Annotated in this window: 23 protein-coding genes; 13 read left to right on the top strand and 10 right to left on the bottom strand. The window is 47.4% G+C overall.

The window, feature by feature from the left end; translation table 11 throughout:
• Window positions 1-57: 57 nt before the first annotated feature.
• Window positions 58-1,431 (bottom strand): M28 family metallopeptidase, encoded by a 1,374-nt coding sequence (locus ACEW9O_RS13950; protein ID WP_373550786.1) that lies wholly within the window; start codon window positions 1,429-1,431, stop codon window positions 58-60.
• A 466-nt stretch (window positions 1,432-1,897) separates the two neighbouring features.
• Between ACEW9O_RS13950 and ACEW9O_RS13945 the strand changes: the two genes are divergently transcribed.
• Window positions 1,898-2,542, top strand: coding sequence for a VOC family protein (locus ACEW9O_RS13945; protein WP_373550785.1), 645 nt, complete (start codon window positions 1,898-1,900; stop codon window positions 2,540-2,542).
• Between the two features lie 279 nt (window positions 2,543-2,821).
• On the opposite strand, the gene ACEW9O_RS13940 is transcribed toward ACEW9O_RS13945, so the two are convergent.
• Window positions 2,822-3,538 carry a DUF547 domain-containing protein gene (locus ACEW9O_RS13940; protein ID WP_373550784.1) on the bottom strand — a complete coding sequence of 239 codons (717 nt, stop codon included), beginning with the start codon at window positions 3,536-3,538 and terminating at the stop codon, window positions 2,822-2,824.
• Window positions 3,539-3,770: 232 nt separating this feature from the next.
• Here ACEW9O_RS13940 and ACEW9O_RS13935 point away from each other — a divergent pair, with 232 nt between their 5' ends.
• A complete protein-coding gene (locus ACEW9O_RS13935) occupies window positions 3,771-4,229 on the top strand; it encodes a T9SS type A sorting domain-containing protein (protein ID WP_373550783.1) in 459 nt (152 codons plus the stop codon).
• A complete protein-coding gene (locus ACEW9O_RS13930) occupies window positions 4,226-5,167 on the top strand; it encodes a hypothetical protein (protein WP_373550782.1) in 942 nt (313 codons plus the stop codon). The genes ACEW9O_RS13935 and ACEW9O_RS13930 overlap by 4 nt, the downstream gene beginning before the upstream one ends.
• A gap of 157 nt (window positions 5,168-5,324) precedes the next feature.
• Here ACEW9O_RS13930 and ACEW9O_RS13925 read toward each other — a convergent pair whose 3' ends face one another.
• Together ACEW9O_RS13925 and ACEW9O_RS13920 are read right to left on the bottom strand one after the other, a co-directional pair.
• Window positions 5,325-6,092 (bottom strand): class I SAM-dependent methyltransferase, encoded by a 768-nt coding sequence (locus ACEW9O_RS13925; RefSeq protein ID WP_373550781.1) that lies wholly within the window; start codon window positions 6,090-6,092, stop codon window positions 5,325-5,327.
• A 21-nt stretch (window positions 6,093-6,113) separates the two neighbouring features.
• Window positions 6,114-7,616 carry a lipopolysaccharide biosynthesis protein gene (locus ACEW9O_RS13920; protein ID WP_373550780.1) on the bottom strand — a complete coding sequence of 501 codons (1,503 nt, stop codon included), beginning with the start codon at window positions 7,614-7,616 and terminating at the stop codon, window positions 6,114-6,116.
• Window positions 7,617-7,776: 160 nt separating this feature from the next.
• Here ACEW9O_RS13920 and ACEW9O_RS13915 point away from each other — a divergent pair, with 160 nt between their 5' ends.
• From ACEW9O_RS13915 to ACEW9O_RS13905, 3 genes are read left to right on the top strand one after another with little or no spacing between them, the layout of a single operon-like run.
• The gene (locus ACEW9O_RS13915; RefSeq protein ID WP_373550779.1) at window positions 7,777-8,607 is read left to right on the top strand and encodes an FkbM family methyltransferase; all 831 of its coding nucleotides are present in this window, start codon (window positions 7,777-7,779) and stop codon (window positions 8,605-8,607) included.
• 11 nt (window positions 8,608-8,618) lie between these two features.
• Window positions 8,619-9,536 carry a glycosyltransferase gene (locus ACEW9O_RS13910; protein ID WP_373550778.1) on the top strand — a complete coding sequence of 306 codons (918 nt, stop codon included), beginning with the start codon at window positions 8,619-8,621 and terminating at the stop codon, window positions 9,534-9,536.
• Entirely contained in the window at window positions 9,511-10,545 is a 1,035-nt protein-coding gene (locus ACEW9O_RS13905; RefSeq protein ID WP_373550777.1) for a glycosyltransferase, read from the top strand. The genes ACEW9O_RS13910 and ACEW9O_RS13905 overlap by 26 nt, the downstream gene beginning before the upstream one ends.
• Window positions 10,546-10,596: 51 nt before the next feature.
• Here ACEW9O_RS13905 and ACEW9O_RS13900 read toward each other — a convergent pair whose 3' ends face one another.
• Window positions 10,597-11,328 (bottom strand): methyltransferase domain-containing protein, encoded by a 732-nt coding sequence (locus tag ACEW9O_RS13900; RefSeq protein WP_373550776.1) that lies wholly within the window; start codon window positions 11,326-11,328, stop codon window positions 10,597-10,599.
• A gap of 68 nt (window positions 11,329-11,396) precedes the next feature.
• Between ACEW9O_RS13900 and ACEW9O_RS13895 the strand changes: the two genes are divergently transcribed.
• Complete coding sequence (locus ACEW9O_RS13895) at window positions 11,397-12,548, top strand: glycosyltransferase family 4 protein (protein WP_373550775.1); 1,152 nt, start codon at window positions 11,397-11,399, stop codon at window positions 12,546-12,548.
• 138 nt (window positions 12,549-12,686) lie between these two features.
• Here the strand turns inward: ACEW9O_RS13895 and ACEW9O_RS13890 are convergent, their stop codons facing one another.
• The 3 genes from ACEW9O_RS13890 to hemH all read right to left on the bottom strand — a co-directional run bounded on the left by ACEW9O_RS13890 (window position 12,687) and on the right by hemH (window position 15,070).
• Complete coding sequence (locus ACEW9O_RS13890) at window positions 12,687-13,088, bottom strand: gliding motility-associated C-terminal domain-containing protein (protein WP_373550774.1); 402 nt, start codon at window positions 13,086-13,088, stop codon at window positions 12,687-12,689.
• A 219-nt stretch (window positions 13,089-13,307) separates the two neighbouring features.
• Window positions 13,308-14,015: a PrsW family glutamic-type intramembrane protease gene (locus ACEW9O_RS13885; protein ID WP_373550773.1), complete on the bottom strand. Its 708-nt coding sequence runs from the start codon at window positions 14,013-14,015 to the stop codon at window positions 13,308-13,310.
• 41 nt (window positions 14,016-14,056) lie between these two features.
• Window positions 14,057-15,070 carry a ferrochelatase gene (gene hemH / locus ACEW9O_RS13880; protein ID WP_373550805.1) on the bottom strand — a complete coding sequence of 338 codons (1,014 nt, stop codon included), beginning with the start codon at window positions 15,068-15,070 and terminating at the stop codon, window positions 14,057-14,059.
• Between the two features lie 164 nt (window positions 15,071-15,234).
• Here hemH and surE point away from each other — a divergent pair, with 164 nt between their 5' ends.
• The 3 genes from surE (at window position 15,235) to lpxB (ending at window position 17,577) form a co-directional block, all read left to right on the top strand.
• The gene (surE, locus tag ACEW9O_RS13875; RefSeq protein WP_373550772.1) at window positions 15,235-16,011 is read left to right on the top strand and encodes a 5'/3'-nucleotidase SurE; all 777 of its coding nucleotides are present in this window, start codon (window positions 15,235-15,237) and stop codon (window positions 16,009-16,011) included.
• Window positions 16,012-16,018: 7 nt separating this feature from the next.
• Window positions 16,019-16,324 (top strand): hypothetical protein, encoded by a 306-nt coding sequence (locus tag ACEW9O_RS13870; RefSeq protein WP_373550771.1) that lies wholly within the window; start codon window positions 16,019-16,021, stop codon window positions 16,322-16,324.
• A 134-nt stretch (window positions 16,325-16,458) separates the two neighbouring features.
• Window positions 16,459-17,577: a lipid-A-disaccharide synthase gene (gene lpxB, locus ACEW9O_RS13865; protein ID WP_373550770.1), complete on the top strand. Its 1,119-nt coding sequence runs from the start codon at window positions 16,459-16,461 to the stop codon at window positions 17,575-17,577.
• Between the two features lie 321 nt (window positions 17,578-17,898).
• On the opposite strand, the gene ACEW9O_RS13860 is transcribed toward lpxB, so the two are convergent.
• Window positions 17,899-18,093 (bottom strand): hypothetical protein, encoded by a 195-nt coding sequence (locus ACEW9O_RS13860; protein ID WP_373550769.1) that lies wholly within the window; start codon window positions 18,091-18,093, stop codon window positions 17,899-17,901.
• A 398-nt stretch (window positions 18,094-18,491) separates the two neighbouring features.
• Between ACEW9O_RS13860 and ACEW9O_RS13855 the strand changes: the two genes are divergently transcribed.
• Both ACEW9O_RS13855 and uxuA read left to right on the top strand, forming a co-directional pair.
• Window positions 18,492-18,707 (top strand): hypothetical protein, encoded by a 216-nt coding sequence (locus tag ACEW9O_RS13855; protein ID WP_373550768.1) that lies wholly within the window; start codon window positions 18,492-18,494, stop codon window positions 18,705-18,707.
• Window positions 18,704-19,870, top strand: coding sequence for a mannonate dehydratase (gene uxuA / locus ACEW9O_RS13850; RefSeq protein ID WP_373550767.1), 1,167 nt, complete (start codon window positions 18,704-18,706; stop codon window positions 19,868-19,870). The genes ACEW9O_RS13855 and uxuA overlap by 4 nt, the downstream gene beginning before the upstream one ends.
• A 76-nt stretch (window positions 19,871-19,946) precedes the next feature.
• Here uxuA and ACEW9O_RS13845 read toward each other — a convergent pair whose 3' ends face one another.
• Complete coding sequence (locus tag ACEW9O_RS13845; RefSeq protein ID WP_373550766.1) at window positions 19,947-20,750, bottom strand: hypothetical protein; 804 nt, start codon at window positions 20,748-20,750, stop codon at window positions 19,947-19,949.
• 219 nt (window positions 20,751-20,969) lie between these two features.
• Here ACEW9O_RS13845 and ACEW9O_RS13840 point away from each other — a divergent pair, with 219 nt between their 5' ends.
• Entirely contained in the window at window positions 20,970-22,871 is a 1,902-nt protein-coding gene (locus tag ACEW9O_RS13840; RefSeq protein WP_373550765.1) for a potassium transporter TrkA, read from the top strand.
• Window positions 22,872-23,008 lie beyond the last annotated feature (137 nt).

Below are 23,008 nucleotides of genomic sequence, written 5' to 3'. Positions count from 1 at the left end.
ACTTAAGGGACACCTAAGCAGGATAAGCTTATAAAATATTCTACATATTGTAAAAATTTACCGCCGCGCGATCAAGGTCGTCGGGTACACCACCAAACTTTCATGCCCATCTTTCCCCACCGAAGCGACCCCGAACAAATAATTATCAATGATAATGTTTTCCAAAGTAAAATCCGTCACCGATTTATCCACAAAGCGGGAATGTTGCCATTGCGCAGCCGTCGTTTCGCGCCAGTAGAGTTTGTAACCAATCAGGTCAGGATCATTCACCGCATCCCATTTTAGGCGGGTAGAAGGCAGGACGATGCCCCCAATCTGCACGTTTTTAGGCTCGGGAGGGGCCGAAGCCAGGGCGGCCATGACCAGCATGTTCACCCCCGTCAATTTCGCTGCGTAAGGAAAATTCACCCCCTCGATTACGTCGCCGTACTTGATGCCATCCTCGGTGCGCAAATCCTGGTGCTGGCGTTCGTACTGCTCGTGGGTTTCCATGATGCGTACCCCGGCAAACCCCTCGTCGTTGAAAGGGCGATGGTGACCACCGCGACCAAAACGATCTAGGCGGTAAATCATGATGGCATTCAGGTTGGTGCAGTATTGATCGGTTAGGCGATCGATGTAGCGGGCCAATTGGCGCGATGGGCCATCGACCTCACCGCCGTAAACCCGCCGCCAGGTGCGCTCGCGCTCACCTTCCTGCGGGGGCGTAGGTTCAGAAAACACGCGGAAAGTCGTATTGTCAATTTCGCCGTTGATGCCTTGGATGTTGCCAATCATGTCGTTGTTGAGCACCCCGATGATGTCCCAACCCTCGGCTTTGGCAATTTTGGCCATGTGTTGGCCGCCCCACAAGCCTTGTTCTTCACCAGAAAGCCCCACGTAAATGATGCTGACCGGGAATTTATACTTGCTCAGCACGCGTGCCGCTTCGATGGCACCAGCCATACCGGTTCCATTGTCATTGGCACCGGGGGAATCTTTGGTGGCATCCGAAGCATTGCTAACCCGCGAGTCGATGTCGCCACTCATGATCACGTAGCGGTTGGGGTAGCGGGTGCCACGCTGGATGGCCAGGATATTCACCACGGTTACGTCCTGGGTGATGCGGGGATTGCTGCCGCCTTTGAGGAACTCACTCTGGGTTTTGATTTCCAGGCAGGAGTTGCAGGCGGAGGAGATTTTTTCAAATTCGGATTTGATCCAACGTCGCGCGGCACCGATGCCCCGGGTGGTCGACACGGTGTCCGAAAAGGTGTTGCGCGTGCCAAAATTGACCAGTTTGCGGATATCGGCTTCCAGGCGTTGGGGCGAAGCGGCATTGGCAATGGTATACAATTTTGGATCGGACTGAGGTGGGAGTGCGTTTTGCGCTATCAACAAATGACTCGCACTCAAGAACAGTACACAAACTATGCTAGATTTCCAATTCATGTGGCGTTAATGGTTGATGAAGGGGAAATGTAGGAAAAATTGCTGGCTTTGGGTTCGGCTAGTAGACCAATGGTGGGTGGAAATGGCGGATTTGACGGGGTGGAGGGGGTGATTAGTTATCGCAGCAAGGTCTTTGTGCTTGCTCGCCGCGCAAGCAGGTTAGCTAAAGCGACACAATGTGAACGCGGACACGGATTAAGCGGATTGATGCGGATTTTTTCACACCTGCGGCGTGATGGGATGAGATTTGCCACGAATTACACGAATTTTCACGAATTACACATTCACTTCGTTCATGTCAATGTGCTTTCGCGCAAACGAAGTTTGTGCCTAAATTCGTGAAAATTTGTGCAATTCGTGGCTAAAAAAAATTTCGCCGCAGGCGAAAGCCGAAATCCGCGTAAATTCGCATTATCTGCGTCATCCGCGTTCCCATTGTGTCGCTTTGGTTTTTAAACACAAATTCATGCTCCACACCCACCTCGACCACCTCGTCATCACGGCCCCCAACCTACCCGCAGGCATTGCCTACGCGGAGGAAACCCTCGGTGTATCCCTCCAACCTGGCGGTACCCACCCCCGCATGGCTACCCACAATGCCTTGCTCAAACTCGGCGAAAGCTGTTACCTCGAAGTCATTGCCATCAATCCCGAATTACCGCAACCGAATTGCGCTCGTTGGTTTGAATTGGATGGTTTGGGCCGTTATGGGCAACCTCGACTACGGCATTGGGTAGCAAGAACCAATGACATCCAATCTGCCCAGGCGCTGCAAAAAGGCTGGTTTGGAGCCATCGAGCCCATGAGCCGGAGTCATTTAAACTGGTTGATCAGCATCCCGCCCGATGGGAGTTTGCCGCTCAGTGGCGTTTGCCCAACGCTGATTGAGTGGCAGAGTGAACCACATCCGGCGGCAATGCTGAGGGATGAAGGTTGTAGCTTGATTCGTTTGGAGGGCTACCATCCCAAGGCGGAAAAATTACAGGAAGTGTTGGACAAGATCAATTTTGAAGGGGTTTTTGAGTTGCATCCCCTTGCATCCTCGGAAAGGCCTTATCTGGTGGCGCATTTACAAACCCCAAAGGGGATTTGTATTTTGGACTCACGGTAGATGGGGCATCATTAATTCATTTTGTATTTTGGACAAGTAGCATTTCTGTATCGTTCGCGCTTCGCGCTTACTTTCACCAACGAAACCACAATTAGGAGAACGGATGACACGGATTTAACGGATTAAAACGGATCACTCTGAGGTAACCTAAAATTAATCCGTTTTAATCCGTTAAATCCGCGTCATCCGTATTGCTATTGATGTCGCTTTGCGCCGAAGGCGTTTGATTCATTCTCCGCATATTTTGCGGAGAATAAACCTCCTAATCTCCGCAAGTAACTACTCATTCAAACTCCAATCGTACTCCTGATACACAACCTTTGCCTTTGCACCCACTTTGGTACTGGCATATTTGTTGATAAAAGTGACCAAATTGCCAAAATCCTCCGCGTACCACTCAAAAACTTTGGAGACTTCCACTTTTTTCTCACTCAGTTTATTGAAAGCCGTATTGTTGATGAATTTTTTGGCCTGGGCGTCGAGGTTGCTGTTGAGGTTGCTGGCAGTCCAGGCGGCGTTGAGCAGGGGAGGACAGGATTTGGCCGCGCAGTTGACCGCAAAGTGGATGCGTGCATCCTTGAATTGCGGGCGCAGGATATCGTTTTCGAGGTTGTTGAGCGAATAGGTTTTTGCCCCGATTTTGATCCATTTGTGATCCCAGGGTTTGCCACCGTGCAGTTTGCTGATGCTGCTGAGGGGATAATTGTCGACAATGAGTTTGACGGTGAAGGCATTGTAGGCATTGATCCAGTAGGCCATTTCTTCCCCTTTGCTCCAGGATTCTTCCGGGGCATTGCTACTCAGGGTTTTGAGGTAGTCTTCCAGTTTGGTTTTATCGGTTTTGAGGCCTTTGTAGTTGACCTTACCCGTAGCGGATACATATTTTTTGAGCAGGGCATCCCAGGCTTCATGGCTGGGAGGATTGGCGGATACCCAATTGATGGTAGAAAACATCAAGCCCAGTGTAAAACAGAAATAAAGCAGTGATTTGTACATGGATTGGTTTTTGTAGTGAACGGGTGAACCCCGGTTTTGGTTGTACCTAAGCTTTTGTTTAAGTACTACGCATTTAGACGAAAAAAGGATGTTAAGTGACAAATAATAGTTCGTTAAACTATTGCTAATTAAACAAAACAAACTACTTTTGTGGCGTTTGAGCGTTGCTATAAGAATCGAGTTGCTACCGTGTATTATTTCAATTAAGTAATTTCTTTTCAAAACATTAAATATGGTAAAAAATGCATTGACCCTGCTTTTGCTAGGGGCAGTAGGACTATGCCATGCACAAACGCTCATCAGCCCTGGCGGTGCCACCGTTGCCAACGCTTCCATGAGTGTGTCCTACTCCATCGGCGAAATCGCGATCACAACCCTCAGTGATTTCGAAGACGCTTACACCCAGGGCTTCCAGCAGCCCACCTTTACCAAACCTGTCGATGAATGTATGCCCGGCGCCATCAATGTGCTCGTGCTCTTTCCCAACCCGGTGAAAGACGTGATCAATTTGCAAGGCCAGTTCAACTGCTTCATCCAGTACAGCATCCTGCGCGCAGGTCAAGCTGTAAGGACGGGCACTTTCGACGGTTCGCCCATCGACGTCAGTGGGCTTACCCCTGGCATTTACTTTCTGCACCTAATCGGTAAACAAACCCAATTTTCCAGAATCATCAAGTTCATTAAAATATGAAAAAGCTTTTGACCCTGATTGTAGTAGTGATCTACGCTCAACTCAGCTTCGCCCAAGCCCCGCAAGGATTTAGCTACCAAGCCATTGCTCGTGACAATGCGGGTAACCCCAAAGCGAACACCGGCGTAGCCGTAAAATTCAGCATCCTGAATGGTTCAGCTCAAGGCACTGCCATTTATGCCGAAACGCACCAAACGCAAACCAACAACTTCGGTTTGTTCAACCTGACCATTGGCAAGGGCAGCGCCATTACGGGCACTTTTGCCAGCATCGACTGGGCGGGCCCTAAATTCCTCAAAGTAGAAATTGATGGATTGTTGAGCAATACGACTCAATTGATGAGTGTGCCTTACGCGCTGTATGCGGAGAAGGCTGGAAACGCAGGTGGCGGCGGAAGCAGCCAATGGCGCGATACGACTGGCCTACGCAAAGGGGTTTATTACGATGGCCCAATTTTGGCTGGTTTGAAAGCTGCATTTACGAATGATGCCAGCATCATCATCGGCCAGGAGAATGCCGACCCCAACCGCAACTTGATTGGCTTGTTCACCAGACGGTTCAACAACCGCAATACGGATTTGCAATTGTATGCCTATCCCGATGAGTCCTCGGTTAATCCTTACTTGCGCGGTATGACCATGCTTTATTCCCCTTCCAGCAACAATGGCTTGCAGTTTACCGCAGCCAATGGGGTCTTGCGTTTTACTACCGGAGGTTTTGCGGATGCTAGCTCAGAAAGAATGCGGATTGACCTGAATGGCAACATTGGCATTGGCACCAGCAACCCGGCGGCTAAAGTTCAAGTGGCTAGTGGCGACGTTTACATTCAGGATGTGAATCGTGGGGTAATTATGAAATCTCCAGACGGGAGCTGCTGGCGCATGACGGTGAGCGATGCTGGCGCGCCTGTTTTGACGAAGGTTGCTTGTCCTAATTGAGAAGCATTCTTTTATTATCACAAAGGAAAAAAAAGAGGACACCAGGGACACAAAGTGAAGCGCTGTCAACGTCTAACTTTGTGTCCTTGGCGTCCTCTTTTTTTTCCTTTGTGATAATAAAAAGTCGCTTTGGGTTTAGGTCGAAATTTGGGAAACTTCAACGCCAAATAAACCCATGCAATTTTAACCGCTGCAACAACTTATTGATCGACAACAAAACCTGATAATTGAGTTTCTGCCGTCTGCTTTTAGGCGCAGGGTTTTCTGACTCAAAACTAGACTGCCCACTTTGCAGGGTGTATGGTTTTTCCATCGGTTTCTTTTCCAATACAACTATACCATCGTAAAAAGCCACCGAAGCCAGAGATTCGATCAAATGGTCTTTTTTGAAAGCCGCCTGCCCCGAATGCCAGGCATGAATGGAGTCAACAAATCTTTTCGAATATTCAATAAAAGTACCCCGCCGCCGGAATCCGCCGCCGTATTCCAACCAATAAGAAGTCATGGTGTCTTCACACAGGTAAATCCCATTGGGCTTGACTTTGGAGTACAATTCTTCAAAGGATACGATCTGCTGCTGCATCGTATGGCCACCATCATTGATCAGGATGTCTATTTCCGGAATTTGCGCCTTGACCTGTTGCAAAAATGCCCGATCAGCTTGTGAGCCAATGAAGATTTGAATGTTTTCCTCCTCTAGCTCCTTACATTTTGGATCGATATCGATGCCGTAAATTTTGGCTTTGTCTCCAAAATAACTTTTCCACATCTGGAGTGATCCCCCATGAAAAACCCCAATTTCCAGGATCACCACCTCTTGTCCTCGGTATTTCGCAAAATAGCGCTCATAGATGTCGAAATAATGTTTCCATTTGTGGATCAGCCGGTTTTGGTTGTTGCGGAAGTACTGTTCTAAGTCCGTCATGACAATAAGGATAAATGTATATTATTTGAAAGGGTTTTTAATGCCTAATGACCCTAAACCTCCATTCAGCATAGCGATGAGATCCGGGGCCAATTTCCAATAAACCAGGGGCAACAAATACCCCAACAACAGAATGATTCCACCCAATAGTCCGTCCAAAATGATGGAACCCGAAGAGGGCAATACATAGTGTATACCAATACAAATTAACGCAGAAATGGCCAAAAACAACATAGGCCGGGAAAAAGGCAACATCTTAAATTTTACCCAAAGAAAAATCACTTTGATGCAATTGAAAGCTACAATAAATACCAGGGAAGCATAGGCTGGACCAAATACATTGTACTTGCGGATAAAGGAATAATTGAGCAAAATATTGCCCAGGCTGAGCGCGATAATCAAGAGCATACTGAAGCGATAATATTTTGAAATGCCAATGATCATATCATTGGGGCCAGTGAGCATGTCCATCAACTTGGCGAGCCCCAGGATCATGGCAATGTTGCGGGCAATTAGCAATTCTGGCTTGCCTGTCAGCATAAAAATATCGTCTGCAACGAGCACCAAACCCAGGTATAAAAAGAGCCCAACCGAAAACAAATTCAGGGCAATCTTTTTATAATGCTCCCCAATTTTTCCCATTTCCCCTTTTGCAAAAAAATCGCTGATCAAGGGAGCTGAAATGTTCAACACCGATCTAGCGGGCATGTCGATGGTCGTAGCAATTGTAAGCGCGAAAGTAAATACACCAACGGCTTTCATACTCAGTACTGTCCCCAGCATACTCTGGTCGATGCGGTACGCCATTTGAGTACCCGCAATGCCCAACAGGCCATAAAGGCCATAAGTAATCATTTCCTGGAGGGTAGCTCGTGGGTAGAACTCCCAACGAGGTTGTAGATTCAGTTGGCCCAAACTTTGCAAATAAAAGACCAGCGCCAGCACCGAAACCAGGACCATCCCCAACACCGAATAAATGATACCAGAAGTATCCAAAATCTGGTAGTAGGCCAACAAAAAGGTAGCTGGCATCCACAACTTGGGCAAAATGCTCAGGATAATGCCCGGAATAACAATGCGGTGCAAATTGGCAATGTAGTAGTTGAACAGATTTTGTAGCGCCAACAAAGCAACCAACACAGGGATGAAATTGAAAAACAGGTCGATGTTTTCAGCGTCCTTGGGATTCAATCGTTGGATCAACCCTGAAATGGGCCCAGAAAACAACCAAAACAGGATGGAAAAAAGCACAATGCCAACGCTGATGTGCAACAAGGAGTAGAGCAAAAGCCCGTGCTTGGTCTTATCCAGGTCTTTGAAGCGAGAAAAATAGCGCAGGATGATGGCCTGGATTCCGAGGCTGGCCAGGGGTTCAAATAAGGTGCCTGTGGCATACAAAAACATCATCAGCCCATAAAGCGCCGAATCTTTGGGGTAAATAAAGATGACGCTTAAAAAACCGATCCCTACACCCAAAAAATTGGCAATGGTCAATTTAGCTCCCTGCCTGCCAATAATTCCCATCTCTTTTTTTGTTGCAAAGATGCAGATTAAGTTTTGCTTTCAAAATAAAGTTGGACATAGAAGCATTAGGAACGGAAATGAAATAAAGTTCGAAATGCAGCAAAGAATTATTTGCTACTTTTGCGCCGAATTCCCCATAAAAGGAAATCAATCATCAGCAATGACACAATCTGTAAGCCAACTGAAAAAACTGGCCATTAAGTTCCGAAACCTGCTTTTTTGGATCACCAACTACCAGATGTACCCTGGGATTGGGTTTCGGGAGTTGCACCGCATTCGCACCCAAACCCCGTATACGGCAGGAGTAGGGCGCTTCATGAACAAAACCTTCCAATACACCGATGGGCTGGGTTTTTTGGGCAACATCAAGGAGTTGTTTAAAGAGGAATGTTACTTCTTTGAAACCAGCAATAAAACCCCCTTCATCATTGATTGTGGAGCCTACATCGGGCTGAGTATCTATTACTTCAAATACCGTTTTCCGGGGGCTAAAATCCTGGCTTTTGAGGCTGACCCCTCCACTTTCGCGGTATTGAATCAAAACCTTGCCGACCACCAGCTCAACAACGTAGAAGTGCACAACCGCGCGGTATGGAATGAAGAGACCGAACTGGTATTTTATTCCGGCAACTCTATGTCGGGCTCCGTTATGGTCGACGCAGGCAACAAAGGCGCACCCATTCACGTCAAAACGGCCCGCCTCAAAAATTACCTCACCCAGCCCGTTGATTTCCTCAAACTCGACATCGAAGGTGCTGAAGTACAAGTACTCCGAGATATTCGTGACGATTTGGGCCAGGTTCAGCGCATCTTTTTTGAATACCACAGCGTAGCCCACCAACCCCAGGCTTTGGGCGAATTGTTGGAAATCCTTACCGCAGCCGGATTCCGCTACTACATCCAGGAAGCGAAGAATTATGCGAAGCGCCCCTTTACCGGACTGGCGCAAGAGGGTTTTGACCTGCAACTCAATATTTTTGCCATGCGTTAAAGCCCGCGAGCATGATTTCTATTGTTGTATGTCATCGTTCGCCCCATTTTTTGGAGCAGTTCAAACAAAGCCTTGCGGAAACTATTGGCCTTGACTATGAATTGATTGTCATCGACAATTCTCAAAACGCCTACGGGATTTGTCAGGCGTACAACCTGGGCGGCGCGCAAGCTCAATACGACATCCTCTGTTTTGCCCACGAAGACATTTTGTTCCATACGCCCAACTGGGGTCAAAACCTGATGTTGCACTTCGAGGACCCGAAGGTGGGGGCGGTGGGCGTAGCCGGGAGTAAAATTTTTAGCACCAAGTGGTTCACCTTTGGAGGAAAACACGGTTTTGGAAAAATCAATATCCTACAACATACCGTAGAAGGCAAAGCGGTTCATCTAGAAAAAACAGACTCTGGAGTCAAAGCGAGCATGGTGGTATCGCTGGATGGTGTCTTCATTGCCTGCCGTAAGAGTGTCTTTGCTACCACCCCATTCGACGAGCAAAATCTCCAGCATTTTCATTGCTACGACATGGATTTTTCCCTGCGGGTAAGCCAGCAACAAGTGGTTTTAGTCGCCTACGATATTTTGTTGGAACACATTTCCTGTGCCAACTACAATGAGCGTTTTGCCCAGGAATTTGACCGTCATTTTATGCCAAAATGGGCCTCTCAGTTACCTATTTATACCGCAGATTTTGATGTCAAAATGTTGCCCAAAGCCGAGTGGTATTTGTTTCAAACCTATGCGCGTACACCGATGATGCAAGGTAAAATCGGGCGTTTGTTGCGCGAAAGTTTACAGCTGTTTTTCCGCTATCCACAGCTTGGTTTGGCCATCAAAATTTGGGCCTTAATCCTGTTTTTTGAGCCGCTTGAACGACTCAAAAAACAACTTCAACCCCATCACAATGGAGCCAAGTCAAGCAATCCCTGATCATCACATCATTGTGGTAACGGTCACTTATGGTGATCGTTGGCCGCACCTGTTGCAGGTCATTCCTGCCGTGTTTCAGCAAGGGATTGTGGATCAATTGCTGATTGTGGACAATGCTTCAGTGTATGATTTGTCGGTAAAAATCCGGGCTTCGTTTCCACAATTCCTTGATCGCATTTTGGTTTTGCCCCAAACTGAAAATTTGGGTTCAGCGGGTGGTTTTTCACTCGGCCTGAAAAAAGCCTACGACTTGAATGCCGATTTTGTCTACCTCATCGACGATGACAATTTGCCCGAAGACCAGGCTTTACCAATTTTGTATGCAGAGTGGAAAACTTTAGCGGAAGGTAGTCTGGCTGCACTTTTGTCCTTCCGTTATCAGAATTTACCCAACCTAAAAAAAGCGGCTTATGGCCAGGAGGTCCGTTATTTCCACGATAAACCCAACAGTTTTTTAGGTTTTAGCGTGACCAATGCTTTGGCCAAGCTTAAAAAACCAGCTAAAGAGCCTAAGCCAAACGGAGAACTTTTACCTCGGGTCAGCATCTTGCAAGCACCCTATGGTGGGCTTTTTTTGCCACGTACCACCATTGATCGGATTGGTTTTCCCAATGAGCACTTGTACTTGTACGCCGACGATACCGAGTATACCTACCGCATTATCCAGCAGGGCGGTGAAATTTTGATGCTTACGGCCAGCCGATTGAAGGATTTGGAAACTTCCTGGTGGAGCGATAGTATCTCTTTGAGCAAAAAATGGTCGGTGCCCTTGCTGGAAGAAGGTGGGTTTAAAGCCTATTACAGCACCCGAAATTTGACCTGGTTTTTGTGGAAAAACCTTAGCCCCAATCCGCTGTTGTTTTTATTCAATGGAGTAATTTATCTAGGTTATTTGTTGTTGATGGCCATCGTTTCCAAGCGGATGAAGGCGTTTTGGACTATTCTTCGGGCGGTTAAAGATGGCTTGTTGGGGAAGTTGGGTAAAAGAAAGGGCGGTACCCTTTCTTAGCAATATACCGCCCCTTCAGGGCTAGCTCATCTTGCGTAGTTTGAGATCTTGTTACCTTATTTTTCTCGCCACCAATACGTATCCTAAGGGAAAACGCGCACTGGTTTTACGCTGAATTTTTTGACTGATTTTCCAGCCCACTATCCATTTGGCGATCGGCTGAAAAACCCGGGAAAGCGCCTTGTTTTTACCCAAACCTTTGCTCAAAAGATCAAATAGTACTTCCAAATAACCACCATAAGCCCGGAGCTCAATGACTTCCAGCTGATTGTCTGCACACATTTTCCGTAGTGCAAACTCAGTATACCGGTAATAGTCATGTGGCGTTTCATGCAACCAGTAAAAAAACGGCACCATTAACATCAGGTCGCCACCGGGTTTGAGTACCCGGGCGGTTTCCCGCATAAACGCAAAAGGGTCGGCAATGTGCTCCATGACATCGGAACAGAGAATGCTGTCGAAGGTCGCATCAGGGATCGGAAAATTTTGATTGAGGTCGGCTACAATGTCCAGATGTGGGTTGCTGTGCAGGGAGTTGGCCCAATCGATGCAGACATTTTCCTCGACCTTGTCTTTGTAAATGCCGTAAAAAGGCACCATTCCTGCACCCAAATCCAGCAGTTTCCCCTTGGCATATTGCCGAATGATGGCCACATACAAATCAATGTATACCGATAAGATGAACCAGGAACCAGGGTAGACATGGCTGGGGTTTGGCTTCCATTGCCCGGCTTTGCGACCGGGAATAAATTTTGAAGCTTGCCAAATTTCAATTTGTTGCATAGTGCTTGCGTTAAAGGGGCGTAAATTAAGCATAATGTCTTACTTTTGAACCCTTATCTCCTTACTACATGAAGCCCAATATTGCAATTGTTACACCACTCCAGCCCACCTATTCCGAAACCTTTCTGCGGGCGCATCTGGAGCGGCTACCTTTTCAAGTCCATCATTTTTATGGCCTGCCCAAAATGGGTTACCATCCCATCTACGACGGAGCAGGTGAAGCTTTGTCAAGCGATCAAAAATGGTTCAACTACCTGGAAACGGGCATTGATACCCTCCTGGGCGAAAAGGGTTGGGGGTATATTTTGCGCCGTCGGGCGATGGTGGCGTACCTTAAAAAACATAAAATCCAGGGGGTACTTGCCGAATATGGGCCAACTGGCACCTACATCATGGAGGCTTGTAAGCAGGCCAAGGTGCCCATGTTGGTGCATTACCATGGCCGGGATGCTTACCATTATAAGACCATTGAGCGGTTTGGAGCCAAATATAGGCGCATGTTTGATTTTGCCAGCACCATTTTTCCCGTCTCCACCGATATGTTTCAGCAGTTGCAAAACCTGGGCGCAGCACCTGAAAAAATGCTACTGAATCCTTACGGCCCCAATCCCAGTTTTTTCAATTTTCAAGACATCAGTTCCAATCCACCCACTTTCCTAACGGTTGGGCGCTTTACGGCCAAAAAAGCGCCACACTTGACCATTCGTGCATTTGCCAAGGTAGTTTCATCCGTTCCTGAAGCCAAAATGTTGATGCTGGGCGATGGAGAGTTGTGGGAAGAGAGCAAAAATCTGGCTAAAAGCCTGGGTGTATTTGAACAGATCAACTTTGCAGGGCCATGTAAGCCCGAACAAATTGGAGCTGCCCACCATCAAGTGAGGGTATTCGTTCAACACTCGGTGCGTGCTGCCGACGGTGACTCGGAAGGGACGCCTGTCGCCATTCTCGAAGCCATGAAATCTGGCCTGCCTATCGTTGCTACCCGCCATGCAGGGATTAAGGACACCGTTCTGGAGGGTGAAACCGGTTTTTTGGTCAACGAAGGAGATTGGGAAGGAATGGCCGAAGCCATGTTGAAGTTGGCCAAAGATGCTACTTTAGCCGCCGAAATGGGAAAAAGAGGGAACGTCAGAGTCGAGGCGCACTACACCATGGAGCAACACATTGAGCGCCTAGCCAGTGCCATCCAATCTGCAATCAATCAAAATCAACGTGTCTAGGGGCGATAAAAAAATAAGTGTTTCATTTTGTTAAAGGATTAGATAAGTAAACGATTCATTTTAAGTGTCTTATCTAATCCTTTGACTCAGGGAAAATGGAACACTTATTTTTGCCCCACTACTTAGCGGAAGTCCGAGTTAACGGATCAGAGCAAGTCCTCCCGAAGCTACCTTCGGCAGTTTTTTGCTGTCATCCGCCAACTCGTACTGTACCACGTAAACGTAGTTTGCCTGAGGGGCTCTTTGGCCTTTGTAAGAACCGTCCCAACCTTCGTCGGCAGAGGAACTTTCAAAAACCAGCGCGCCAAATCGGTCAAAAACCTTGAGGCTAAATTGTGTGAGGGAACAGGAAGTTCCTGGAATGGCTTTGAAAACATCGTTCTTAGTGTCTCCATTTGGACTGAAGACATTCGGAACATAGATTTCACAAGCACAATCTTTAGTGTTTTCAGTGTGTGGGTAATCGGGAGCTGAACTTGTTGCTGTCGTCAAAAAAAACACAAAAAGCAAAAAAGAAAAAAAGGTCGTCTTCGTTTTCATGGGATGATATGGCATTATTCGCAGTGCAATAATACGCCTATTCATAAGGTATGCAAAAAAAAATTAAGTGTATTTTGCAAATGTGAAGTTCGGTCTAGTGTATGGAGGGGTTTTGTAGGAGAACGGTCACAGATGTATAAACTTTGGCATGTAAACTTGAACGTTTGTGCAAAAGAGCCATCAAATGGTACCGAATCTTCCTAAAAAGGGCCTGGAAATTCAGACCATTTCGTTCGCCATTTCGTGATCCCGCTGCAAATGAGCCTTGATTTTTTTGAAGCCAAGCCGCCAAAGCTTAATCACAACGAAGGTGAATAAGACAATCAAACCGATGATGATCAGTGGATCGAGCGCTTCGGTTTCCGCGTACATGAGTGCAAAGTCGTACAAGCCATGAAAAAGAATGGGCATGGCCAGGCTCATCAACAGCAATCGATTTTTTTTACCACCCGTATGGAATTTAGCCAAGGAAAAATAATACCCCATCAATACGGCAAAGAAACCGTGACCAGGCACTGCAAGAATGGCCCGGGCTATGGCTACACCCATTCCACCCTCCATCACGTATAGGATGTTTTCCACCAAGGCAAAACCCAGGGAAACAAAAATGGCATACAGGATGCCGTCGTAATATTGATCAAAATCTTTACTGCGCCAAATCATCCAATATAAAATGAGGAACTTGGAAAATTCTTCAGGGATGGCTGCAATACAAAAGGCGTCGAAAAAGGCTTTCCAGAATGGGCTACCGATGGTTTCTGCAATTGGAGCAATTGGTTCATCGATGATCAAGGTCAAAATCAAGGCCAAAAAGCCACCGAAAAAACACTTCAAAAGTAGTGCTCGTGGCTCTTTGAGTTTGTCCCGGCGGTAAACCAGGTACATAAAAATCATTACAGGGGTAATAGAGGCGATCAGCAGGCTCATGTTAGCGTAGGTTTTCTAGGTGTTGTTGGCAGTAAGATAATTTATTTTACCATATCAGCCACTACTTTTATCCAGCGTGGATCATCGTTTAGACTTGGCACCAGGTCCACTTTTTCGCCACCCATTTTTTCGAACTCTTCCTGATATTCGGTACCAATTTCTACGATTGTTTCCAGACAGTCAGCCACAAAAGCTGCGCTGAACACCAGGAGACGTTTGGCACCACCATGCGCCAGTTTTTCGATCACCTCACTGGTATAAGGTTGTGCCCAGGGGTCTCTGCCCAAGCGACTTTGGAAACAGGTGGTGTAGCGTTCGCGAGGCAAATTAAGGGCACTGGCAATGGCTTGAGTGGTGCCATAACACTGAGCGGAGTAACAAAACTGGTTTTTGAGGGAGATGGTCTCGCAGCAATCCGCGCTTTTCAGGCAATGGTTACAGGAATCGGCCTTGCGCAATTGGCGTTGGGGCAGGCCATGAAAACTGAATAGGATATGGTCGTAGGCATCGAGATCAAATTGCCGGGCATTGTCGGCAAAAATTTCGATCATCGGCGCATGGTCGTAATAACTGTTGATGAATCGTAGGGAGGGGATGGTCTGCTCCTTGCGCAGTAGGCGCATCACTTCATCGTGCACCGAACCCGTGGTAGCCGAGGCGTACTGCGGGAATAGGGCCAAAACGGTGATTTCTGATACCTGTTTGGCCAGTAGTTTTTTCAGCGCCGACTCAACAGAAGGGTTTTGGTAACGCATGCCCAATTCAACGACGTATTCATCGCCCAGGAGCTCCTGTACACCAGCCGCTACTCTTTCGCCATAAATTTTGATTGGAGAGCCATCGGGTGTCCATAATTCCTGGTACAACTTGGCCGAAGACCCCGAACGGAAGGGGGCAATGATGCCCTTGACCAACAATTGCCGGGGCAACCAAGGAATATCGATGACCCGTGGATCGGTCAAAAATTCTCTCAAATACACGTATACATCGCCGCGAGTAGGGGAGTTGGGCGTCCCCAAATTGACCAGCAAAACGCCTTTTTTACCAAAAACCATAATACCCTGACTTTTATAGCTTGAACAAGCCCGTACAAACACCATTGGGAACAAGTCTGCCCCCATTTGGTTTATTTTTTTGTCAAAACCCATGACTATCTATAAATGGGTTTATTTTTGACCCTGCGAAAATAAGCGTATCCAAGATGAATCCACAACCCGATATGAAAAAACCCTTAATTCTGGTCACAAATGACGATGGGATTGCCGCACGAGGCATCAAAACATTGATTGACATTGCCAAACAAATCGGCGATGTCATTGTCGTCGCCCCCGATTCACCCCAATCGGGCCAGGGACACGCCATCACCCTGGAGCATCCGCTCCGCCTGTACAAAGTAGATTTGTTTGAAGGAGTAGAAGCTTATGAATGTTCGGGTACCCCGGTTGATTGTGTGAAGCTGGCCAAAAACGTTTTGCTCAAAGACCGCGAACTGCACCTTTGTGTGTCTGGCATCAACCATGGTTCCAATGCCTCCATCAACATCCTTTATTCTGGTACCATGTCTGCCGCCATGGAAGCATCTTTGGAAGGGGTTCCCTCCATTGGTTTTTCCTTCCTGAATTATTCTCCCCGGGCCGACTTTGCCGCTACCGCTCCTTACGTGAAAGGCCTGATGGAATACGTGCTCGAACACCGGATGAGCAAGGGGAATTTGTGGAACGTCAATTTGCCCGACTTACCCGCCAATGAAATCAAAGGTGTCAAAGCCTGTCGCCAGGCTGATTCGCGTTGGGTCGAGGAGTTTGTAGAAGCAACCGATCCACGGGGCCAGAAGTATTATTGGTTGACCGGGCGTTTTGTCAATGAGGACGAAGCGGAAGATACCGATATTTGGGCACTGGAAAATGGTTACATCTCCGTTGTGCCTTCCAAACACGACTTGACCAATTACGAGGCATTGGCGGAATTGGCTCCGCTGGAGGCTTTGTTTAAATAAAAACCGCATGAACATTGATCGCAATCAAATTTGGGTGGGGACGCTGACTGGACTGCTGGTTCCATTTGTAGGTTATGCTGTCCTGCTCATGATTTCCGAAAAACTGGATGAATGGATGCCCGAATACACCGCCGACGGCGAGTCGGTGATCGCGCCGCGAACCCTTTACTTGCTGGCCATTTGTTGCAATTTGTTGCCTTTCCATTTTTTCAACAGTCGCCGTGCCGTGAGGGCCATGCGGGGAATCATCATTGCAACGATTGGCTTGGGGGCGGTGTGGTTGGTTTATTTTGGGAAAACCATGATGGAATAGGTTGAGGGAGGTTGAGATGGTTGAGGGAGGTTGAGGCTACCGCAGCGTCTTAGACAATGTCCTTGTCAAAATCGCCGCGGTAGCCTCAACCTCCCTCAACCATCTCAACCTTCCTCAACTCGTCAACTCAATCTATGAAATACTACATCATCGCAGGCGAAGCCTCTGGCGACCTCCACGGTTCCAACCTCATGAAAGCCCTCAAAGTCGAAGACCCCGCTGCGGACTTCCACATTTGGGGAGGTGATCTCATGCAGGAAGCTGGCGGAGACTTGCGCAAGCATTACCGCGATCTAGCCTTCATGGGTTTTGTGGAAGTACTGAAAAACCTGCGCACCATTGTGCGCAACCTGCGTTTTTGTGAGCAGGATATTTTGGCCTACCAACCAGATGCTTTGATTCTGATCGATTACCCTGGTTTCAACCTGCGCATCGCCAAATGGGCCAAAGAGCAGGGCATCAAAGTGCTCTATTACATCTCGCCACAAATCTGGGCCTGGCATACCAGCCGGGTACACCAAATCAAAGCCACTGTGGATCGCATGTACGTGATCCTGCCTTTTGAAAAGGATTTTTACGCTAAATACAATTGTGAGGTTGATTTTGTAGGACATCCGCTGCTGGATGTGGTCAAGGGCTATGCCGCTGCGCCCGATTTTCGCAGTAAAAATGGCCTTACAGAAGCCCCCATTATCGCTCTTTTGCCAGGTAGCCGCAAGCAGGAAATCATTCGGATGCTGAGCGTCATGCTAGAGATGGCGCCACTTTTCCCGCAGTACCAGTTTGTCATCGCTGGTGCGCCTTCGATGCCTGTTGCCTTTTATGAACAGATTTCAGCCGAAAAACAACGCCCGCAGAATGTCAAACTGGTGCAGAAACAAACCTACGACCTGCTCTCTCAAGCTGAAGCTGCATTGGTGACTTCAGGTACGGCTACGCTCGAAACGGCTTTGTTTCAGGTGCCTGAAGTGGTGTGTTACCGGGGCAATAATTTGTCCTACCAGATCGCCAAACGTTTGATCAGCGTCAAATACATTTCACTGGTGAATCTGATCGTAGATAAGCCTCTGGTGAAGGAGCTTATTCAAAATGATTTTAATTCAAAAAGGCTTCATACTGAGCTGGAAAAAATTTTGCAACCCGTCGTGAGGCAGGAAATAAAAGCTGGATATGCTGAATTACAACTACTTATGGGTGACGCAGGTGCTTCTCGTCGCGCAGCCAGACTGATGTATGAAAAAATAAGTGATTAAATATTTTTATAATATTATAAAATTAGTACATTTGCGAAGTCGAGATTAACTCGACAGACTTTGTTTGACGCAAAAAATTACTTTCCGATTTTTTTTTGAGGCTTTTGAATAGGAAGCTCACTTAAAATGAAGCGTTCGGCTTCCTATTCAAAACCCAAAATCGGGAAGTTAATTTTTCTGCGTTATGTTGCAGGCTTTTCTACACATCAAGGACCGGACCAAAATTTGGCTGTGCACCAATCTAACATAGGGTGTGCAGGCTAAATGGCGTTCCACTCATCTCCTCGACATCTCCACAAAAGTATTCCCAACTGCTGTTTTTTAACTTTCAAAATTAGATCTGTTTTTTGATCGGCTTCGATGAAGCCCTGGATTGTTCATGTTTTCAACCGCTTGTTTTTTTATTTTCAACCGCTTAACTTTTTTGTTTTCAACCGCTTGAATGTTTTTTTTGTAAACCGCTTTATTGTCTTTTTTACGCTTTGAGTTTTTTAACCGCTTGATTCCCAAAAACAAGTAACCGTTTTTTTCGACTGCCGACGCGCCAGTACAGCGCCCTCGGCCTGGTCACTCTATGCCTTTGATGCGGTGCATCGTCAGGGAAGACGTGCATGAACGCCAAGCGTAAACACCTTGTTTGATTGGATTTGCTTTTTCACACACCAAAATATTTTTACTATGAAACACACTGAAATTTCTCAACGCAAACGTACTACTGAAAGTTTTCTGCTTTTTGCTCTGGCTGCCTTAGGCGGTCTAGGGCTATTTGTGTGTATGGGAATCTGAAAAAAGGTTCCAGAGTTCCAGGGTTGGGGTTGAACACTGGAACTCTGGAACCCTATTTTTGGGGGCTTGTTCAGGGAATCTTATTTTTTTTCCGTCTTTCCATATATTGCCTACGTAATTTCAAAAACATGGAGGAGGTAGATATGGAAGAACTGAAAGCCTATGCCGCTGGCACCTTGTCTGCCCGTGAACGCAGCGCTTTTGAGCGTCGTTGCCGGGCCCAGGGCTACGATCCACAAATTCTAGTTGAGATACTGGAGTTTGAAAAAGGAGCTCGTGTACCTTCCTCACGGTTTGACGAAAACAAAGCCTTCGAACAACTCAAATCCAAGCTCAACAAATGAGGTTTTTAGAACAAACATGGCGCTGGTTTGGCCCCAATGACCCGGTTTCGCTCAGCGACATCCGGCAAGCCGGTGCCACGGGCATCGTCACTGCACTGCACCATGTGCCCAACGGTACGGTGTGGTCCATTGAAGAAATTGAAAAACGCAAGGCCCAAATCGAGGCTGCTGGTTTGCGCTGGAGTGTAGTGGAAAGTGTACCTGTACATGAGGACATCAAAAAGCGCAGCGGCAACTATCTCCAATACTACCTCAATTACGCTCAATCGCTGCGCAACTTGGGCGCCTGTGGCATTCATACGGTCTGCTACAATTTTATGCCTGTACTCGATTGGACCCGTACCGATCTGGCTTACACCTTGCCCGACGGCTCGAAAGCCCTGCGTTTTGAAAAAAAGGCTTTTGCGGCTTTTGAATTGTGTATGCTCAAACGCCCGGGTGCCGACCGAGACTACAGTGATGAAGAGGTTGCCCTTGCAGGTTTGTACTATCAGCAAATGAGTGAAGCCGAGCGGGCCTTGCTGCAACGCAACATCATCGCCGGGTTGCCGGGGGCGGAAGAGGGCTATACTTTGGAAGAATTTCAACAAGTTTTAGATACTTATCGGGACATTGATGCGCTGGCCTTAGCCGAAAATTTGCAGGAGTTTTTGCGTCAAATTGTGCCAGCGGCGGAAGAAGCCGGGGTTAAACTGACCATTCACCCCGATGATCCTCCTTATCCTATTTTGGGCTTGCCCCGTGTGGTGAGCACCGAGGCGGATGCCCGGCGCATTGTAGAGGGAGTGCCCTCCACGAGCAATGGCTTGTGTTTTTGCACCGGTTCTTACGGTGTTCGTGCCGACAATGACCTGGTTGGAATTGTACAACGCCTGGGTCATGCCATCCATTTTATACACCTGCGCAGCACGCGCCGCGATGCCACTGGTAACTTCTACGAAGCCGACCACCTCGATGGTGATGTGGACATGTACAGCGTCATGAAAGCCCTGGTAGAACTGCAACAAAGCCGCCCGGATCAAATTCCTTTCCGCCCGGATCACGGCCACCAGATGCTGGATGATTTGCAGAAAAAGACGAATCCTGGCTATTCAGCAATCGGTCGATTGCGGGGATTGGCGGAGTTGCGGGGACTGGAATTTGGGATAGCGAAATCTTTGTGAGTGAAAAGTGAAGAGTGAAGAGTGAAAAGCAGGTACACCATTTGAATTCCACCGCTTAATTTTTCACTCTTCACTCTTAATTCTTCTTCACCATCACCTCCCCCTTCAATCCCTCAATATTCACGCGGATTTCATCATAACCCGCGGCAGAAAAGAAAGGTAAAAGATCGAAATAATAAGTACGGGTAACCAATGCCTCGCAGTCGTCCGCTTTGCTATAGTGCAGCTTCAAGCTGGCCAAGGGAGGCAGGCTTTTGGACAGGCCACCATTCCAGACCAATTCAGGTTCTTGCTCCACACAACCACCGCTGTAGGTCACTTCCAGCACGAGGCAGTTTTCGATTTGATAAGCTTCTTTGATTACTGCATCAAGTTCTTTGCTTGGGCTGTTGTACAGGCCATTGTCTTTCAACACTGGGCGACATTGGTCTTCCAATTTGGCGAAAATCAACTCTTGCCGACTGTTGGCATCATTGAGGAAGGTCATATTACTGCCTTCAATGCGGTAATCGCTGGCGGTACGCACACCCTCCATAAACCAGATAGAGAATGGGTTGTCGGCCACCCGGGTGGTCATGTTGACCTCCAGGCCAATTTTTTTGTCTTCTTTGGTGGTGAAATTGCCTGCCAGAATGTTGCGCGAGCTATGCCCCCGCATTTTACCTCCTTTCATCAGGGTGATCCAGGCAGGTCCACGGCTTTTGTCGCCTTCACCCCCCAGGCCGATATCGAGTGGCCCATTGACCAGGAGCCAAGTGCCCTCTAATTTGGGATCTACATCAACCAAGGCATCAGCATTCAGGACCAATTCATTCTGCTCACAGCTCCAGCCCAGCAACATGGCCAAAGCGAAGGACAGCATATGGAATTTACGCATCATGGTGTTTTCTTTTTTTTAGGTAGACGGAGATGTTGGGAAATGGGTTGGGAATTTCTGTGAAAGATTTTATCCCCGCATTCCCTGTAAAAGGCACCCTAAATATCCACGATTTTTATAGTTTTACCGACTTTCTCTCCCACACCTCCATTCAAAGTTGGAAATGTCGATTCGTACCGTTCCATCACTTATATTCCAGAAACACCTAAATCGTTGACTACTATGCCAAAAGCTACACTACGAGAAAAACTACGTTACCGTTTTGAAAATTCACTATCGCATGGCCCGATTGCCATCATTGGCTGGCTGGCTTTGGTTTCCTTTGTCATTGTCGTCATTGCTGCTGCGATGCTCCATTTAACCGGGATTGGCCCGGCACCAGATGAAAAATTGGGCTTTGCCGAGGCAGCCTGGCAAAGTTTGATGCGTGCACTCGACTCTGGAGCCGTAGGCGGCGATTCGGGCTGGATTTTTCGTGGCATCATGCTGGTTGTGACCATCGGGGGTATTTTTATTTTATCGACCCTGATCGGTTCCATTTCCAGTGGCATCGACCAAAGCATTGAAGACTTGCGCAAGGGCAAATCGATGGTTTTGGAGTCCAATCACACCCTGATCCTGGGCTACTCTTCCAAAATTTATTCCATCATCTCCGACTTGTGCATCGCCAATGAAAACCAAAAGAATCCACGGATTGTGGTTTTGGCCAATTTGGACAAGGTAGAAATGGAAGATGACATTCGCTCCAAAATACCCGACACCAAAAACACCAAAATCATTGTGCGCAGCGGTAGCCCGCTGGAAGCATCGGATATTCAGGTCGTGAATCCTACCGAGGCGCGATCGATCATCATCTTGAGCCCGGAAGACATTGACAACCCGGATGTACACGTGATCAAAGCAGTACTTTCCCTAACCAACAGCAAGCGTCGGAAGCAGGGCAAGTACCATATTGTAGCGGAGATCAATGACCCGCATAACCTGGAGGCCGCCAAACTGGTTGGGGGCGACGAGGCGGTGTATGTACTAACTGCCGATTTAATTTCCCGCCTTACTGCCCAAACTTGCCGCCAGTCGGGCTTGAGCATTGTTTACACCGAGTTGCTGCAATTTGAGGGAGACGAAATTTATTTCAGCGAAGAAAAACAACTCAAGGGTAAAACCTATAAAGACAGCCTCTTTGCTTACGAAGAGTCCAGCATCATCGGGGTGTTTACTGCTCAGGGGCAAGCACTGCTCAATCCCAAAATGGACTACGTGTTGCAGGAGGGAGATAAACTGATCGCCATTTCCAAAGACGATGACACCATCAAACTCAGTGGCCTAACTCTGGCTGAACCCAACGAAGCGCTGTTAACCAAAGGTGCGGGTAGCAGCGCTGGAGTAGAAAGTACCCTGATTCTTGGTTGGAATCCCAAGGCCATTCGCATCATCGAGGAATTGGACAATTATGTATTGCCAGCATCAAAAGTTCGGATTCTGGCAGAGGTAGAAGGCATTGAAGAAGATGTGGTGTTTTTAAATGACAAACTCAAAAACATCAAAATAGAGCTAACCCAGGGTGACATCAATGATCGCAGCACCCTAGAATCTTTAGAAGTTGAAACTTTTGACCACATCATTTTGCTGAGTTACGTTCACAACATCGAAACTCAAGAATCGGACGCAAAAACCTTGATTTGCCTGCTCCACTTACGCGACCTGGCAGAAAAAGCGGGTAAAGACTTCTCCATCGTATCGGAAATGTTGGACATCCGCAACCGCGAGTTGGCCGAGGTGTCCAAAGCCGACGATTTTATCCTGAGTGATAAATTGTTGAGCCTGGTATTGACTCAGCTTTCGGAAAACAAGGAACTCAAAAAAGTATACGACATCTTGTTTGAAGCGGAAGGCTCAGAAATTTACCTCAAAGACGTTGGCCAATTTGTAAAAACAGATTCAGAGCTGGATTTTTATACCATTTTGGAAAGTGCAGCGCGCCAGGGGCAAACGGCAATTGGTTACCGGATTATGCGAGATTCCCAGGATGAAACCAAAATGTACGGCGTGAACATCAACCCGAAGAAATCGGAAAAAATTCGATTTGCGGAGGGGGATAAGATCATTGTACTGGGGGAAGTGTGATGAATAACTGGTAATTGATGATTTGTCTAATGCTTTTGGCAAAAAGCTATTTTGAGTGACGAGTTCCGAATACATGACTTAAGAGTTTTGAAGTGAGCTACCGCAGCGACTCAGGCACAGCCTTGGTCCAAGTCGCC

Source organism: Haliscomenobacter sp. (assembly GCF_041740695.1).
Classification (GTDB): Bacteria; Bacteroidota; Bacteroidia; order Chitinophagales; family Saprospiraceae; genus Haliscomenobacter.
Note: the sequence above shows the minus strand (reverse complement) of the source record. Positions and strands in the feature narration are given on the sequence as shown.